The 12,694-nt window shown below is 67.9% G+C and carries 13 protein-coding genes; 8 read left to right on the forward strand and 5 right to left on the reverse strand.

Translation table 11 applies throughout. The features are described from left to right. Positions 1-57: 57 nt before the first annotated feature. Positions 58-645 carry an imidazoleglycerol-phosphate dehydratase HisB gene (hisB, locus tag NMLP_RS00795; protein WP_015408218.1) on the forward strand — a complete coding sequence of 196 codons (588 nt, stop codon included), beginning with the start codon at positions 58-60 and terminating at the stop codon, positions 643-645. A 63-nt stretch (positions 646-708) separates the two neighbouring features. Further along, positions 709-1,095, forward strand: a complete 387-nt coding sequence (locus NMLP_RS00800) for a hypothetical protein (RefSeq protein ID WP_015408219.1) — start codon at positions 709-711, stop codon at positions 1,093-1,095. 45 nt (positions 1,096-1,140) lie between these two features. Here the strand turns inward: NMLP_RS00800 and NMLP_RS00805 are convergent, their stop codons facing one another. Then, a complete protein-coding gene (locus NMLP_RS00805; RefSeq protein WP_015408220.1) occupies positions 1,141-2,997 on the reverse strand; it encodes a heme-binding protein in 1,857 nt (618 codons plus the stop codon). A 434-nt stretch (positions 2,998-3,431) separates the two neighbouring features. On the opposite strand from NMLP_RS00805, the gene NMLP_RS00810 reads away from it, so the two are divergent. Continuing rightward, positions 3,432-3,683 carry a hypothetical protein gene (locus tag NMLP_RS00810; RefSeq protein ID WP_015408221.1) on the forward strand — a complete coding sequence of 84 codons (252 nt, stop codon included), beginning with the start codon at positions 3,432-3,434 and terminating at the stop codon, positions 3,681-3,683. Continuing rightward, positions 3,680-3,937: a hypothetical protein gene (locus NMLP_RS00815; protein ID WP_015408222.1), complete on the forward strand. Its 258-nt coding sequence runs from the start codon at positions 3,680-3,682 to the stop codon at positions 3,935-3,937. The genes NMLP_RS00810 and NMLP_RS00815 overlap by 4 nt, the downstream gene beginning before the upstream one ends. Before the next feature lie 100 nt (positions 3,938-4,037). Here the strand turns inward: NMLP_RS00815 and NMLP_RS00820 are convergent, their stop codons facing one another. The 3 genes from NMLP_RS00820 to pyrH form a co-directional block, all read right to left on the reverse strand. Then, entirely contained in the window at positions 4,038-5,822 is a 1,785-nt protein-coding gene (locus NMLP_RS00820; RefSeq protein WP_015408223.1) for a site-2 protease family protein, read from the reverse strand. A 115-nt stretch (positions 5,823-5,937) separates the two neighbouring features. Next, positions 5,938-7,578: a lysine--tRNA ligase gene (lysS, locus tag NMLP_RS00825; RefSeq protein ID WP_015408224.1), complete on the reverse strand. Its 1,641-nt coding sequence runs from the start codon at positions 7,576-7,578 to the stop codon at positions 5,938-5,940. Continuing rightward, positions 7,571-8,254 carry a UMP kinase gene (gene pyrH / locus NMLP_RS00830; RefSeq protein WP_015408225.1) on the reverse strand — a complete coding sequence of 228 codons (684 nt, stop codon included), beginning with the start codon at positions 8,252-8,254 and terminating at the stop codon, positions 7,571-7,573. Before pyrH ends, lysS begins: the two co-directional genes overlap by 8 nt. A gap of 83 nt (positions 8,255-8,337) precedes the next feature. Between pyrH and NMLP_RS00835 the strand changes: the two genes are divergently transcribed. From NMLP_RS00835 to NMLP_RS00845, 3 genes are all read left to right on the forward strand, one after another. Next, positions 8,338-9,129, forward strand: coding sequence for a molybdopterin synthase (locus NMLP_RS00835; protein WP_015408226.1), 792 nt, complete (start codon positions 8,338-8,340; stop codon positions 9,127-9,129). A 307-nt stretch (positions 9,130-9,436) separates the two neighbouring features. Then, positions 9,437-9,676, forward strand: coding sequence for a DUF7123 family protein (locus NMLP_RS00840; RefSeq protein ID WP_015408227.1), 240 nt, complete (start codon positions 9,437-9,439; stop codon positions 9,674-9,676). A 325-nt stretch (positions 9,677-10,001) separates the two neighbouring features. Next, complete coding sequence (locus NMLP_RS00845) at positions 10,002-11,174, forward strand: site-2 protease family protein (protein WP_015408228.1); 1,173 nt, start codon at positions 10,002-10,004, stop codon at positions 11,172-11,174. A gap of 40 nt (positions 11,175-11,214) precedes the next feature. On the opposite strand, the gene thiL is transcribed toward NMLP_RS00845, so the two are convergent. Next, positions 11,215-12,087 carry a thiamine-phosphate kinase gene (thiL, locus tag NMLP_RS00850; RefSeq protein WP_015408229.1) on the reverse strand — a complete coding sequence of 291 codons (873 nt, stop codon included), beginning with the start codon at positions 12,085-12,087 and terminating at the stop codon, positions 11,215-11,217. 130 nt (positions 12,088-12,217) lie between these two features. Here thiL and NMLP_RS00855 point away from each other — a divergent pair, with 130 nt between their 5' ends. Continuing rightward, positions 12,218-12,673, forward strand: coding sequence for a 30S ribosomal protein S19e (locus NMLP_RS00855; protein WP_015408230.1), 456 nt, complete (start codon positions 12,218-12,220; stop codon positions 12,671-12,673). Positions 12,674-12,694 lie beyond the last annotated feature (21 nt).

Consider the following 12,694-nt stretch of genomic DNA (forward strand, 5'->3'; position numbering starts at 1 on the left):
GATCTCTCCCGTGCCGCCAGACAAACAACTGATATGCGAGCGCGAGAACTGATAGGTATGACGACCCGCACGGCGGCCCGCACGCGTGAGACGGCCGAGACGGACATCGAGGTGACGCTCGACCTCGACGGCGATGGCGACAGCACGGTCGAGACGGGCGTGGGCTTTTTCGATCACATGCTCGAGGCGTTCGCGAAACACGGCCTCTTCGATCTCACCGTCCGCTGTGACGGCGACGTGGACATCGACGACCACCACACCGTCGAGGACGTCGCGATCACGCTCGGAAACGCCCTCGAGGAGGCGCTGGGCGAGAAGCGCGGCATCGTCAGGTACGCCGATCGACGGGTCCCCCTCGACGAGGCCGTCGCGAGCGTCGTCGTCGACGTCTCGGGGCGCCCCCGGTTTTATTTTAGGGGGGAGTTCTCCCAGCCGACCGTCGGGGCGTTCACGAGCGACATGGCCAGACACTTCGCGGAGTCGCTGGCGCTCAACGCGGGACTGACGCTACACGTCGAAGTCGACGGCGAGAACGCCCACCACGAGGTCGAGGCGCTTTTTAAGTCGTTGGCGCGGGCGCTGGACGACGCGACCCGGATCGACGACCGCCGCGGCGATACGCCGAGCACGAAGGGTACATTATAACCGGCAGGAGGCGGGCCGGGTCCGACAGGAACCGATATGCAGGGCCGGGCCCAACGGGGAGCAATGAGGCGTCGGTCCGAGGAAACCGAAGCACTGATCGAGGAGTACTGGAGTTGGTTCGCCGTCGCGCTCTTTTTGTTACTGGCTGTCGACCTGCTGACGACCGCCGGGGCAGCCAGTAAGTACGGGCTGGCGGCCGAGAGCAACCCCGCGATGAGGTGGTTGCTCGAACGGGGAGTAGCGACTGTGATCGGTGTCCACCTGGCCGTCGTCGTGCTGGGGGCGCTCGGGTTCGCCGGCATCGTCCGCCTGCTGCGGCGCGGACGGCCACCGTACGACCGCTACCTCGCGTACTGCATCGAGGCCTGGCTCGGACTCCTCGTGGTGGCGGGACTGACGGTGTTCGCGAACAACCTCTCGGTGATCGTCCTCGGGGAGTCGTTGGTGTGACGGTGCCGGTGCCGGGGCGTCGAACCCGGTGTGGCGAGCGACGGACTACGCCAAGAAGACGTGTCGCGGGCGGTCGGCTAGGACCTCCCGGCCCCACTCGACGGTCTCGCGGAACTCCTCCGATCGGAAAAAGGCCATCGCGTCCTCGCGGCCCGCCCACTGGCTGGCGATGAACATGTCGTTCTCGTCGCCGAGGTTGGTCATGAGGTCGGTCTCGAGGTGGCCATCCATCCCTTCGAGCATCCCGGTTACGTCCCCGAAGGTGTTGACGAACTCCTCGCGGTAGTCGGGCTTGACGGTGTAGAACATCCCCATCGTGCCGAAGCCCTCAGTCGCGTCGGCGCCGGCGCGGGCGACGATGCCCGGCAGCTCCGAGAGAAAGCCACTCGCGGTGTCGGCGGCGTCCTCGGTCTCCCAGATCGAGACGATCGCGGTCCGGTCGCCGCCGTGTTCGTCGGCGTAGACGGCGGATTTGACGTGGGTGTCGTAGTGCTCGAAGCGCTCGGCCAACGTGTCGAGTTCCTCGCGGAGCGTCCCGGGGTCGGCCTCGGAGTACAGCACCATCGCGTAGACGTCCTCGCCGTGCGGTTGGCCGGCGTAGATGTCGTTGTCGCCGAGCTCCCCGCGGATGTCGTCGTCGTCGTCGGTGCCGTGGGTGTCGGCGTCATCCGTCTCGGAGCCCTCGCTCCCGCCGACGTCGGACTCGATCGGTGCGCCCACGCCGGCGCGGACGCCGTCGAGGTCGGACAGAAAGCCCGAAGCGGTGTCAGCGGCGCGCTCGTTGCGCCACAGCGAGACGACCACCGTTTCGCCGTCACCGGCCCGGACCGCCGTCGAGACGTGGGTGTCGTAGTGGTCGAAGTTCCCCCGAAGCCCCTCGACCTCCTCGGCGAGATCCTCGGCGTCGGCCTCGGCGGAGAACAAAAGGCCGTAGCCCGCGTCGGCGTAGCCGTCGGCGTCGACACCGAACCGCGAGAGCCGGGCCCGGAACTCGTCGGGGTCGATCACTTCGTGGGCGGCGTCGACGTCGGGGCGGCCGCTGGAGCCACCTTCGGTGTCGCTTCCCGCGTCGGCGTCGTCGGTTCCGGCCCGACTGGCGTCGGCGTCCGACCCCTCCGTCGGAACCGCCTCGCCGGCCAGAAGCGCCGGGAGGTCCTCGGGCGGGAACCGCCGGCCCATATAAAAAGGACCGAACTCCGCGAACTTCGAGGACGAGGGGTGAAACCGCATCTCGTAGAGGAGGTGTTTGATCTCCGTTGGGTCGTCGGCGAACAGCGTCACGCCCCACTCGTAGTCGTCGAAGCCGACGCTACCGGTGATGATCTGGTTCACTTTCCCCGCGTACTGGCGGCCGATGTCGCCGTGGGCGGACATGTGTTCGGCGCGCTCCTCGAAGGGAAGGTCGTACCAGTTGTACTCGGGGTCGCGGCGCTTGTCCATCGGATAGAAACAGACGTGTTCGGCGTCGGGCATCTCCGGATAGATGCGCTGTTGCATGTAGTTTCGCATCCCCGCGTCCTCGATGTCCTCGATCCCCTCGACCAACTCCTCGTGCATGTACCCCGAAACCTCGGTCACGGACACGTAGGAACTCGCCCGTTCGGTGAAGCCGGCGAAGGCCGTCGACTCGAAGCGGCGTTCGGCCCGGTCGAGCGCCGCCATCGTCGGCCGGAGGTGCAGGATCATGAGGTCGGCCTTGTGGCCGACGACGGAGAACACCGCCGAGGCGCCCGCGTCGGCGTCCTCGAGATCGACGTGCGAGCGGAGGTACTCGACCCCCTCCCCGAGGGCCGACTCGCGGTCGCGTTCGGTAGCCTCGCGCCAGCCGTCCCAGTCGATCCGACGGAGGTCGTGTAACGCGTACCATCCTTCCTCGGTGCCCGGTGGCTTTCGTCCGTCCATACACCCGATTCGGACGCACGGGTAATGTGGGTTTTGCGTCGTCTCAGCGTCCCGCAGCGTAGGACGAAATGACGCCCCGGGCCCGGTAGGCGTGTGCTGGAGCACCACGACGGGACGGGGGAGACGCCGAACGGGACCGCGAGCCGACCCCGGCGCTCGCCGCGCACCGAGCGCTGGAGACCGATATCGCGCTCGAAGCGGGGCGTTTCGCGATCGGATCGGGGCGGATCTGGTGGTTATATATTTTCTTTTTGATCATAGAAATAATCGTTTAAATACAGTAATAAAACGTCATCGCCGTTTTGAAAACGTCGTTTCGAATCCGACTGCCGGAGTCAAACGACGAAAAACGGACGAACGGTCCCGAATCGACGCGAAGGCTCTGGCATTTATATACGGGTGGCAACCCGTAGAAGCGGGCGAGGAGATCACCGATGTCGAGCGCCACCCAGTCCCGTCAGACACCCTCCGTGACGAACGATCGAAACACCGCCGGCACCTGGATCCACCGGGCCGTCCGCGGCGTCCGCGCGGCCGCCTTTTGGACCGCGACGGTCCTGCCGGTCCTCGTCGTCGCCGCGCTCATCGCCGGCACGGCGGGGCGGTACCCGGCGATCTTGGGCGGTGTGTTGGCGCTGAACGTCGTCTGTGCCGTGGTCGGCCACGGCCACTCGCCGGGTCGATGACCGTGGCGGAATCGAACGCGGCGTCGGCCTACCGCTCCTACGGCACAAAACGCCTCGCGGAGTACCTCCGGGCCGAACGCGAGCGAACCGACGGTGATCTCTACGTCAACGGCGACCGCCTCGCCGACGACCTCGGCCGCCCGCCCGCCGAAATCGAGCGACACCTCCGGTCGCTATCCGGCTCGGCCCCCGGGCTCCGGATTTCGCTCGAGTCCGACTCCCCGCGTGCGGTCTGGCGCGTGTCGCGGCGGTGATGCCTCCGCGGTCGCGTCGGCGGTGACGCTTCTACTCGGTCCCCCGACGCTTTCGCGGCGCTCGTTTATATATTATCAATACAGCCGACGCCCGACAGGCCTAGCTCAGAAGCCACGGGACGAAGAGCAACCCGAGCAGGCTCAGGATCATCGTTGCGCTTATCGCCGTCGTCACCGCGCCGACGGCCCTCGCGCTGGCCTCGCCCGGCAGCCGTGCGGCCGTTGTCTCGACGCAGGCGTTGAGGATGTGGCCGCCGTCGAGGGGGTACGACGGGATGCAGTTGAAGATACCGAGGTTGATGTTGACCCACCCGGTCCAAAACAGGATGTTCACGAGCGTAAAGACGGTGCCCGCGCCGAGCGGCCCCGACACCGCATAGAAGTTCGTCACGGCGCCGTTAAAACCCGCGAAGTTGTATCCGACGTTCGGGTCGACGGTGTTCAGGAAGGGCAACACGAGCGCGCCGAACGTCCGCGTCACGAACGACGTCACGGGAGCCTCGCCCGGCCCGTTCCCGCCGAGCATGGCGTGGTACCGATCGGCGGGGTAGGTGTCGATGCCGAAGTCGTCGACGACGACGCCGCTCGTCCCCGCCTGGATGCCACCGACGCCGAGGAACCCGTGATCCGCCTCGGGGTGGTCGTCGAGCGTGACCGCGTAGACGTTGCGCTCACCGCTCCAGGGGTCGTCGCCGTCGCCGTGGTAGGTGACGACCTCGACTGTCTGCCCGGGATCGGTTTCCTCGAGGACGGCCGACAGCGCCGCGGGATCGGGGGTCGGCTCCCCGCCGATGCTGTGGACGACGAGCGGCGTGTCTGGCGCGCCCGCCTCTCCGAGCGGCTGCTCTGTCGACACCGTGCTGACGAAGGTCCCGACTGGGAACCGGACGGTTCGCGTCTCCTCGTCGTCGCCCGCGAGGCGCAACTCGGCGACTTCGACCCCCGATAGCGCCGACTCGAACCCGGATTCGGTGTAGACGGCCTCGCCGTCGACGTGGGTGAGTTCGGTGCCCGTCCCGATCGGCCCGTCGACGACCGCGCGGGTGGCGATGAGGCTCCGCTCGACCGTGACTGGGTCGGCGTCCCGGCGGTCGACGGTGACCTCCCGACCGGCGTCGGCAAGGGCCGCGCCGAACTCCTCGTCGCCGTCGACGGGCTGGCCGTCGACGCCCACGAGCACGTCGCCGCGGTCGATGCCGGCCTCCTCGGCCGCCGATCCGGGAAGGGTGCCGCCGATCGCGACGCCGGGAACGACGGTGACGAGGCTCGCGACGAGGGCGAAAAGCAACGCGAACGAGACCGCAGTCACGAGGAAGTTGTTGGTCACGCCGGCGGCGAACATCCGCGTCCGGCCGCCGCGGTCGGCGGCCGCCTGGCTCTCCTCGTCGGGTTGGACGAACGCGCCCATCGGGACGAACGCCAGCAGTGCCACGCCCATCGACTCGATCTCGATGTCCTCGACGCGACACAGCAGGCCGTGGCCGCCCTCGTGGACCACCAGGCCGACGAGCAGGCCGACGACGATGTCGACCGCGGCCGCCCACGGGAGAAACTGGTTGACGCCGGGGATGACGAGGGCGTCCTGCGGGCGGACGAAGCCGGCCGCCTGCGGCTGTGAGATCGTGCTGACCGCCGACAGCAACACCGCAAAGAACGATCCAACCATGATGACGAGCGCGACCCCGACGCCCAGGTTCCCCCACGCGCGCCAGAGCCGCTTGGGCGAGGCGAGCCACTCGAGGAACGCCCGCCCGCGTTTCGTGTGGATCGTCAGGATCGGCCCGGAGAGCCTGAACGACGACGGCAACAGCCCGCGCGAATCGAGCGCCATCGCGCCGACCGTGTAGACGAGGATCCCGACCAGAATCCAAGACAGCGTGTTCATCGAATGCACGTAGGGTCTCGGCTACTGAAAAGTCGTTCCGTCGGGGCGGCCCGTTCCGAAACCGGGGGTACCGCCGGCACGGGGACGCCGAGGGCCACGCGCCGACGCAGTCGCGTCATTTCTCGCATCGAAGCCGCCGGACGACGAAGGCGTCGTCCATCGCCGCGAGGAACGGCCCGAGACGTGGTCCCTCAGACTCGTCGAGAAAGAGCCGGTAGCCAGCCGAAAAGAACTCCCCGACGTCGAGGTCGTGATCGCGGGCCGTCTCGTAGATCGCTTCCTGGAGGGCCTCCTCGTCGGGCGATTCGTCCGCGACGACGTCGGCGAGGGCCCCGAGAGCGGCCTCGGTGTCGGCGTCGAACTCCGTCTCCGGGAGCGTCTCCGCGAGGCGGTAGTTGAACTCGTTGTCCGTCCGGACCGCCCACGCGCGCGCTTTTTCGACGCGCTCGAGCGCGGCATCGACCGCGGCGTCGCTCGCGTCTTCGGGGAGGTGTCCCGAGCGTCGGGCCATCGTGACGCGCAGGTCGCGGTCGTCTGTCATCCCGAGGACAGCGGCGAACGTGTAGGGGATCCGGATCGGCTGCGTCGTCGCGTCGTCGACGACCATCGGGTAGGCGCGGGCGGCGAGTTCGGCTTCGTCGGCGGTTATTCCGTCGGTTTCACCCTCGAAGTAGGCTCGCTCGAAGCGGTCGAACTCGTCGACGAGGCGGTCGATGCGGCCGACGTCGAAGTCCCGCTGTTTCGTCGGGTTTTTCGTGAAAAAGTACCGCAGGACCTCGACCTCGAGGAGATCGAGCACTTCGGCGACCGTGATGAGGTTGCCGGCCGACGACGAGAGCGCATCGCCGTTGAGCGTGAACCACTCGTAGACCATCGGCACCGGCGGCTCGAAGCCGAACACCTCGCGGGCGACCGTCTCCCCCGAGGGCCACGACCCCTCGGCGTGGTCCTTGCCGAACGGCTCGAAGTCGACGTCGAGGGTCTGCCATTGGGCGGGCCACTCGAAACGCCACGGGAGTTTGCCCTCCCGGACGGTCGCGGTCCCCTCGTGGCCGCAGCCCTCGATGACGTCGTCGCCGGTCTCGACGTCGCGACAGACGTACTCGACGGTCCGCGACTCGAGGTCGACGTCGGTGACCGCCTCGGTGAGGTGGCCGCACGCCGAACACTGCGCGAAGAACGGGACGTAGGCGTCATCGACTTTGTCCTGAAACTCGGAGAGGACCGCCCGGGCGGTGTCGCGGTTCGAGAGGACCGCCTCGACTGCGTCGTCGAAGCGCCCCGACTCGTAGAGTTCGGTGTTAGAGACCATCTCGATCGGCACGCCGACGGCCGCCGCCGAGCGACCGAGCAGTTCGGTGAAGTGCGCGCCGTAGGAGCCACAGCAGCCGAACGGGTCGGGGATGTCGGTGTAGGGCTTGCCGAGGTTCCGGCCGAGCGCCCCGGCGTCGACCTCGCCGAGGCCGACGACGTTCCACTCCAGGTCGGCGAGTTTGCGCGGGAGCTTCCGGAGGCGGTCGCGGTCGTCGGTGGTGAACACCTGCTCGACCTCGTGGCCGCGCTCTCTGAGCGCCTCGGCGACGAAGTAACCGCGCATAATCTCGTTGAAATGACCCAGATGCGGAACGCCCGAGGGCGAGACGCCGCCTTTGATCACGATCGGATCGTCCGGGTCGCGCGATTCGATCTCGTCGGCGACCGAATCGGCCCAGAAGGCGCGGTGCTCGCCGGTCCCGACGTCGTAGAGCTCACTCATTCGGGCGGACCTCCGTCCCGTCGGCGTCGCCCGCGACCGCGTCGGTGACCCGTGAGGGCTCGGAGCCGTCCAGGACGACGGCCCGAAGCCCGGAGCGTTCGATGATCTTCGCGGCGAGCAGGTCGACGGGCGCGTTCGACCCCGCTGTGGTCTCGATAGAGGAGATCACGTCGACGAGCTCGTCCGCGCTCAACTCGTCGTAGCGTTCGGCTCCCGTATCGACGTTCGGATCGGCCGAAAAGACACCGGGGACGCTCGTGGCGTAGACGAGCAAGTCCGCGCCGACCATCTCGGCCAACAGCGCGGCGACGGCGTCGGTCGTGTGGCCGGGGATCGTCCCGCCCATCACGGCGACCTCCCCGCGGCGGAGGGAGGCTCTGGCGGCTTCGTGGGACTCGGCCGGTTCCGGCGTCGCGGAGCTCTCGAGAGCGGCGATCAGGAGCCGGGCGTTCAGCCGCGTCACGTCGATCCCGAGGGCGTCGAGGTCGTACTCGGTCGCCCCGAGGTCGCGGGCGGTTCGGATGTAGCGACGCGCGACCCCGCCGCCGCCGACGACGGCCGCGACCTCGTGGCCCTCGGAGACCAACCCATCGAGGACGTCCGCGTGGGCGTCGACACGGTCGGCCTCGAGGTCGGGAGCGAGGACGCTCCCGCCGATAGAAAGGATGACTCTCATTACCGAACGGTTGCTCTGTTTCGCTCTTAAGAGTTGTCAACCCCTCCGACACCTACAAGCGCCCGCGGCCGAACAGAGGGCGTATGCACACGGCTTCACTGCTCGGCTCGGACGCCGACGCCGCGGCGCCGCGGCTCGCGGACGCGGCCGAGGGTCGGGTCGGGATCGTCCGAAAAGCGACGGAGACCGCAGCCGACGGGGGAAAGACGCTGTCCCGCGCCGCGACGGAGTACGTCGTCGACGACGGCTGGCGCGCGAGCGGCGAGGGGCTTTCGATCCGGGACGCGATCGACCGGCTCGCGCCAGATCACGACTTCGCGTTCGTCCTCGGCGCGCCCGGCGCGCGGCTGCCGGCGCTCGTCGTCGGCGACACGGACGAAACAGTCGAGGGACCGCTCGTCGACACCGGGGGGATCGAAGGCCTCGACGCGGCCGCCGCGGTCGAGGCGATCGAGGCGACAGAGCCCTACGAGACGCTCGAGTCGCTGGTCGCGGCGGTGAAGCGGTCCGAGGAGGCGACGTACTCCGGCGCGATCGCTACGTTCACCGGCCGCGTCCGTGCCAAAGAGGACGAGGACGACGAGCGGACCCACTACCTCGAGTTCGAAAAGTACGACGGGGTCGCCGAGCGCCGGATGGACGCGATCGAGGCGGAACTCGAAGAGCGCGATGGAATCTTGGACGTCCGGCTCCACCACCGGACGGGTCGGGTTCCGGACGGCGAGGACATCGTTTTCGTCGTCGTGTTGGCCGGCCACCGCCGGGAGGCGTTCCGGGCGGTCGAGGACGGCATCGACCGGTTGAAAGAGGAGGTCCCGTTGTTCAAAAAGGAAGTGACCGACGAGGAGACGTTCTGGGTCCACCAGCGGGAGTGACCGCCCGCGACGGGCGACGAGAGCCACCGCTCGCCGGGGGCACCCGGAGCGACGCTCCCCTTCGCGGAACGTTTTTCGCTCCGAATCCCGTTTTATTCGCTGGATACCGAGCGAGATATATTAATATATGCTCGGCTCTTTTCACGGAAAGAAAAAGTAAAAAAGAGTAATAAAACGTTTGATCGCTTCTAAGCACACCGTGAAACGTATCATTTTACGATCTCTGCTCCGAATCGAACCGAAGGCATCCGAAGCTTCGCCCCTTTATATACCCGCTCGGCAGCAAGAACGGAACGAAGTGTCTGATATGAGCGCTACAACGGACTCCACGACGGAGAGCAAGGAAACGCGGCTTCGCCGGTATCTGAGCCAGCGGGCCGAGGACGGCGAGGTGTATATAAAGAGCAAGTTCATCGCCGACGACGTGGAGCTCTCCCCGAAGGAGATCGGCGCGCTGATGGTGAAACTCCGCGAATCGGCGGCGGAACTCGAGATCGAAAAGTGGTCCTACACCTCCGCGACCACGTGGCGCGTTACCCCAGCGTGACCCGAACGGGACCGGTGTACGGTCCCACACCGGCCTCGCCCCGGTAAGTCGATCCGCGTCGGCCCGACGTCGGCCTCGCCCCGGTAAGTCGATCCGCGTCGGCCCGACGTCGGCCTCGCCCCGGTAAGTCGATCCGCGTCGGCCCGACATCGGCCTCGCCCCGGTAAGTCGATCCGCGTCGGCCCGACATCGGCCTCGCCCCGGTAAGTCGATCCGCGTCGGCCCGACATCGGCCTCGCCCGGTCCTCCAATATAAGTACGGCCGTACCAGCAGCCCCGGTCGCTGGCACGGGTTTTATTTTCACAAGACGCGTTTCTTCCCACGATGCCCCCCGCCAACCGGTCGGCGAGCCACGCCGGACCGCCGCCGGAGTCGCTGCTCCCGGCGTTCCGGACGGCCGAGGTCGACGTCCGGGAGGACGGCCGGATCGTCTACTACGGCCAGCCGCAGACCGACGCCCGGCGGCTCGAACGCCAGGTGTGGCCGCTGTTCCGCGAGCGCGGCTACGAGGTCCGTTTCGACACGGTCACCCGAAGCGAGGCCGACCCCATAACCGGCGTCGAAATCGGCGAGCAGCACCGCGCGCTCGTCGCCGAACCCCGCCGGATCGGCGTCGACGGGATCCCGTGGACGAACATCGTCATGCTCTTTGCGACGATACTGACGACGCTGTACGCCGGGACGATCTGGTACTACCAGCCGATCGACGGGCCGCTCGACCTCCTCGCCGGGTGGCCCTTCGCCGTGGCGGTCCTCGGCGTGCTCGCAGTCCACGAACTGGGACACTACGCCCTCTCGCGGTACCACGGGGTCGAGGCGAGCCTCCCCTATTTCATCCCGGTACCGAGTTTCATCGGCACGTTCGGGGCGGTGATCTCGATGCGTGGTCGCATCCCCGACCGGGAGGCGCTGTTCGATATCGGCGTTTCGGGACCGCTCGCCGGCCTCGTCGCGACGGTCTGCGTCGCGACGGTCGGCCTCCATCTCGATCCGGTCCAGGTGCCGGCGTCCGTCCTCGAGAGCGAGGGGTCGATACAACTCGCGTTGGGCTATCCACCCCTGCTCGAGTTTATGGCATGGGCCACCGGGGGCCAACTCACTTACGAGGACCCCGGGCTCGTCGCCAACCCGGTCGTCTTCGGCGCGTGGGTCGGCCTCTTTGTGACGTTTCTCAACCTCATCCCGGTGGGCCAACTCGACGGCGGCCACGTCGTCCGGTCGCTGCTCGGCGAGCGCGCCGAGACGGTCGGGTCGTTCGTCCCTGCGGCCCTGTTCGGGCTGGCCGCGTACCTGGCCGTCTTCGCCGACGTGAGCTACAACGCCCCGGTGTTGTGGGGCTTTTGGGGGCTTATCTCGCTGTTTTTGGCCTACGTAGGTCCCGTAACGCCCATCTTCGATGAACCGCTGGATCCGAAACGGAAGGCACTCGGGATCCTGACACTTCTCCTCGGGGCGCTTTGTTTCACCCCGGTCCCGATCGAACTCGTCGGGGCGTGACCGCGAGGGGACGCCAGCGGTGTCCGCGCGGCCGCCGCGTCTACCCGTGTGTGAACCCGCGGTCGGGCAGCGGCTCCCCGTCCATCCGGACGCCTTCGTCGGTGACGGTTCCGATCCGAGTCACCTCGACCGGAGCCGCCTCGACGGCGGCCGAAACCGACGCCTCGGGGATCGCACAGACGAGCTCGAAGTCCTCGCCGAAGTGGACCGCCAACTCGCGCTCGTCGGCGGGGGAGTCGGCCGCCCCGCGGACGGCCGGATCGACCGGGACGTCGTCGTACGAGACCGACATCCCACAGTCGCTCGCCGCGGCGAGTTGGTGCAGCGACCGCGCCAGCCCGTCGCTCGAGTCCATCATCGCGCTCGCGTGCGGCGCGAGCGCCCGCCCGGTCGCGACGCGGGGGTCGAACCGGAACAAGTCGTTCCCACGTTCTGTGGCCCCATCCTCGAAGAACCGCAGGGCGGCCCCGCTGCGACCGAAGGCTCCGGTCACGCAGACGGCGTCGCCGGGCGCCGCCCCCGACCGATAGACGGGGTCGTCGCTCCGGCCGATGGCGGTCGTCGAGACGGTGAACTCACTGTGCTCGTCGAGGTCGCCGCCGACGTACTCGGCGCCGACGGCCGCGCACACGTCGAGACAGCCGGCCAGAAACGACTCGAGCTCCGAGTCCCCGAACGACGGTGCGCCGTAGACCGCGAGCGCCACGGTCGCCGAAGCCCCCATCGCGGCCACGTCCGACAGCGACGCGCCGACCGCCCGCCAGCCGGCGGTGTACCGTGTCGTCCCGTCGGGGAAGTCACTTGTCTCGTGGAGCATATCGGTCGTCGCGACGAGGTCGTCGACGACGGCGCAGTCGTCGCCCGTTCCAGGGACGACCCCGCCGACGAGCGACAGCGCCGCTTGTTCGTCCATAGAGGCGGATCAGGCCCCGAGAAAATAGGCCCATCGGTGCGGCCGGCGTCGCCCCCATCGTCGGGCCGCGGCGCTCCGGGACCGCCGGACATCAACAAGGTTAAACGCGCCCGACGGAAACCGAAAGCCAATGACGACGTTTTACGACGTACCCGCCGAAGACCTCATCGAGGCGGTCGCCGAGAAGCTCGAATCCGACCTCGAAGAGCCCGAGTGGCTCGCGTACACGAAGACCGGCACCGGCCGCGAGTTGCCCCCCGAACAGGAGGACTTCTGGAGCCGTCGCGCCGCGAGTCTCCTCCGGAAAGTCGCCGTCGACGGTCCCGTCGGCGTCGAGCGACTCCGGGGTGCCTACGGTGATTCGGCCAATGGGACGACGCGGTATCGCGTCCGGCCGAACCACAAACACGACGGCTCCGGGAACGTCATCCGAACCGCGCTCCAACAACTCGAGGACGCGGGTTACATCGACACCTCGGAAAAACGCGGCCGAACCGCAAGCGGCGAGGGTCGCGCCCTCCTCGACGACACCGCCGAGGAACTCATAGAGGAGCTCGATCGCCCCGAACTCGAACGCTACGCGTAGGCCGTCCCCGGATCGGATCCG

The sequence above is a fragment of the Natronomonas moolapensis 8.8.11 genome (assembly GCF_000591055.1).
In the GTDB taxonomy this organism is placed as follows: Archaea; Halobacteriota; Halobacteria; order Halobacteriales; family Haloarculaceae; genus Natronomonas; species Natronomonas moolapensis.

Excerpts from the sequence above, each read along its gene's own strand:
- NMLP_RS00805 (WP_015408220.1), bottom strand. The coding sequence starts at position 2,997 with ATGGACGGACGAAAGCCACCGGGCACCGAGGAAGGATGGTACGCGTTA.
- NMLP_RS00855 (WP_015408230.1), top strand. The coding sequence starts at position 12,218 with ATGACGACGTTTTACGACGTACCCGCCGAAGACCTCATCGAGGCGGTC.
- NMLP_RS00840 (WP_015408227.1), top strand. The coding sequence starts at position 9,437 with ATGAGCGCTACAACGGACTCCACGACGGAGAGCAAGGAAACGCGGCTT.
- NMLP_RS00815 (WP_015408222.1), top strand. The coding sequence starts at position 3,680 with ATGACCGTGGCGGAATCGAACGCGGCGTCGGCCTACCGCTCCTACGGC.
- NMLP_RS00835 (WP_015408226.1), top strand. The coding sequence starts at position 8,338 with ATGCACACGGCTTCACTGCTCGGCTCGGACGCCGACGCCGCGGCGCCG.
- hisB (WP_015408218.1), top strand. The coding sequence starts at position 58 with ATGACGACCCGCACGGCGGCCCGCACGCGTGAGACGGCCGAGACGGAC.
- NMLP_RS00810 (WP_015408221.1), top strand. The coding sequence starts at position 3,432 with ATGTCGAGCGCCACCCAGTCCCGTCAGACACCCTCCGTGACGAACGAT.
- thiL (WP_015408229.1), bottom strand. The coding sequence starts at position 12,087 with ATGGACGAACAAGCGGCGCTGTCGCTCGTCGGCGGGGTCGTCCCTGGA.
- pyrH (WP_015408225.1), bottom strand. The coding sequence starts at position 8,254 with ATGAGAGTCATCCTTTCTATCGGCGGGAGCGTCCTCGCTCCCGACCTC.
- NMLP_RS00845 (WP_015408228.1), top strand. The coding sequence starts at position 10,002 with ATGCCCCCCGCCAACCGGTCGGCGAGCCACGCCGGACCGCCGCCGGAG.
- lysS (WP_015408224.1), bottom strand. The coding sequence starts at position 7,578 with ATGAGTGAGCTCTACGACGTCGGGACCGGCGAGCACCGCGCCTTCTGG.
- NMLP_RS00800 (WP_015408219.1), top strand. The coding sequence starts at position 709 with ATGAGGCGTCGGTCCGAGGAAACCGAAGCACTGATCGAGGAGTACTGG.
- NMLP_RS00820 (WP_015408223.1), bottom strand. The coding sequence starts at position 5,822 with ATGAACACGCTGTCTTGGATTCTGGTCGGGATCCTCGTCTACACGGTC.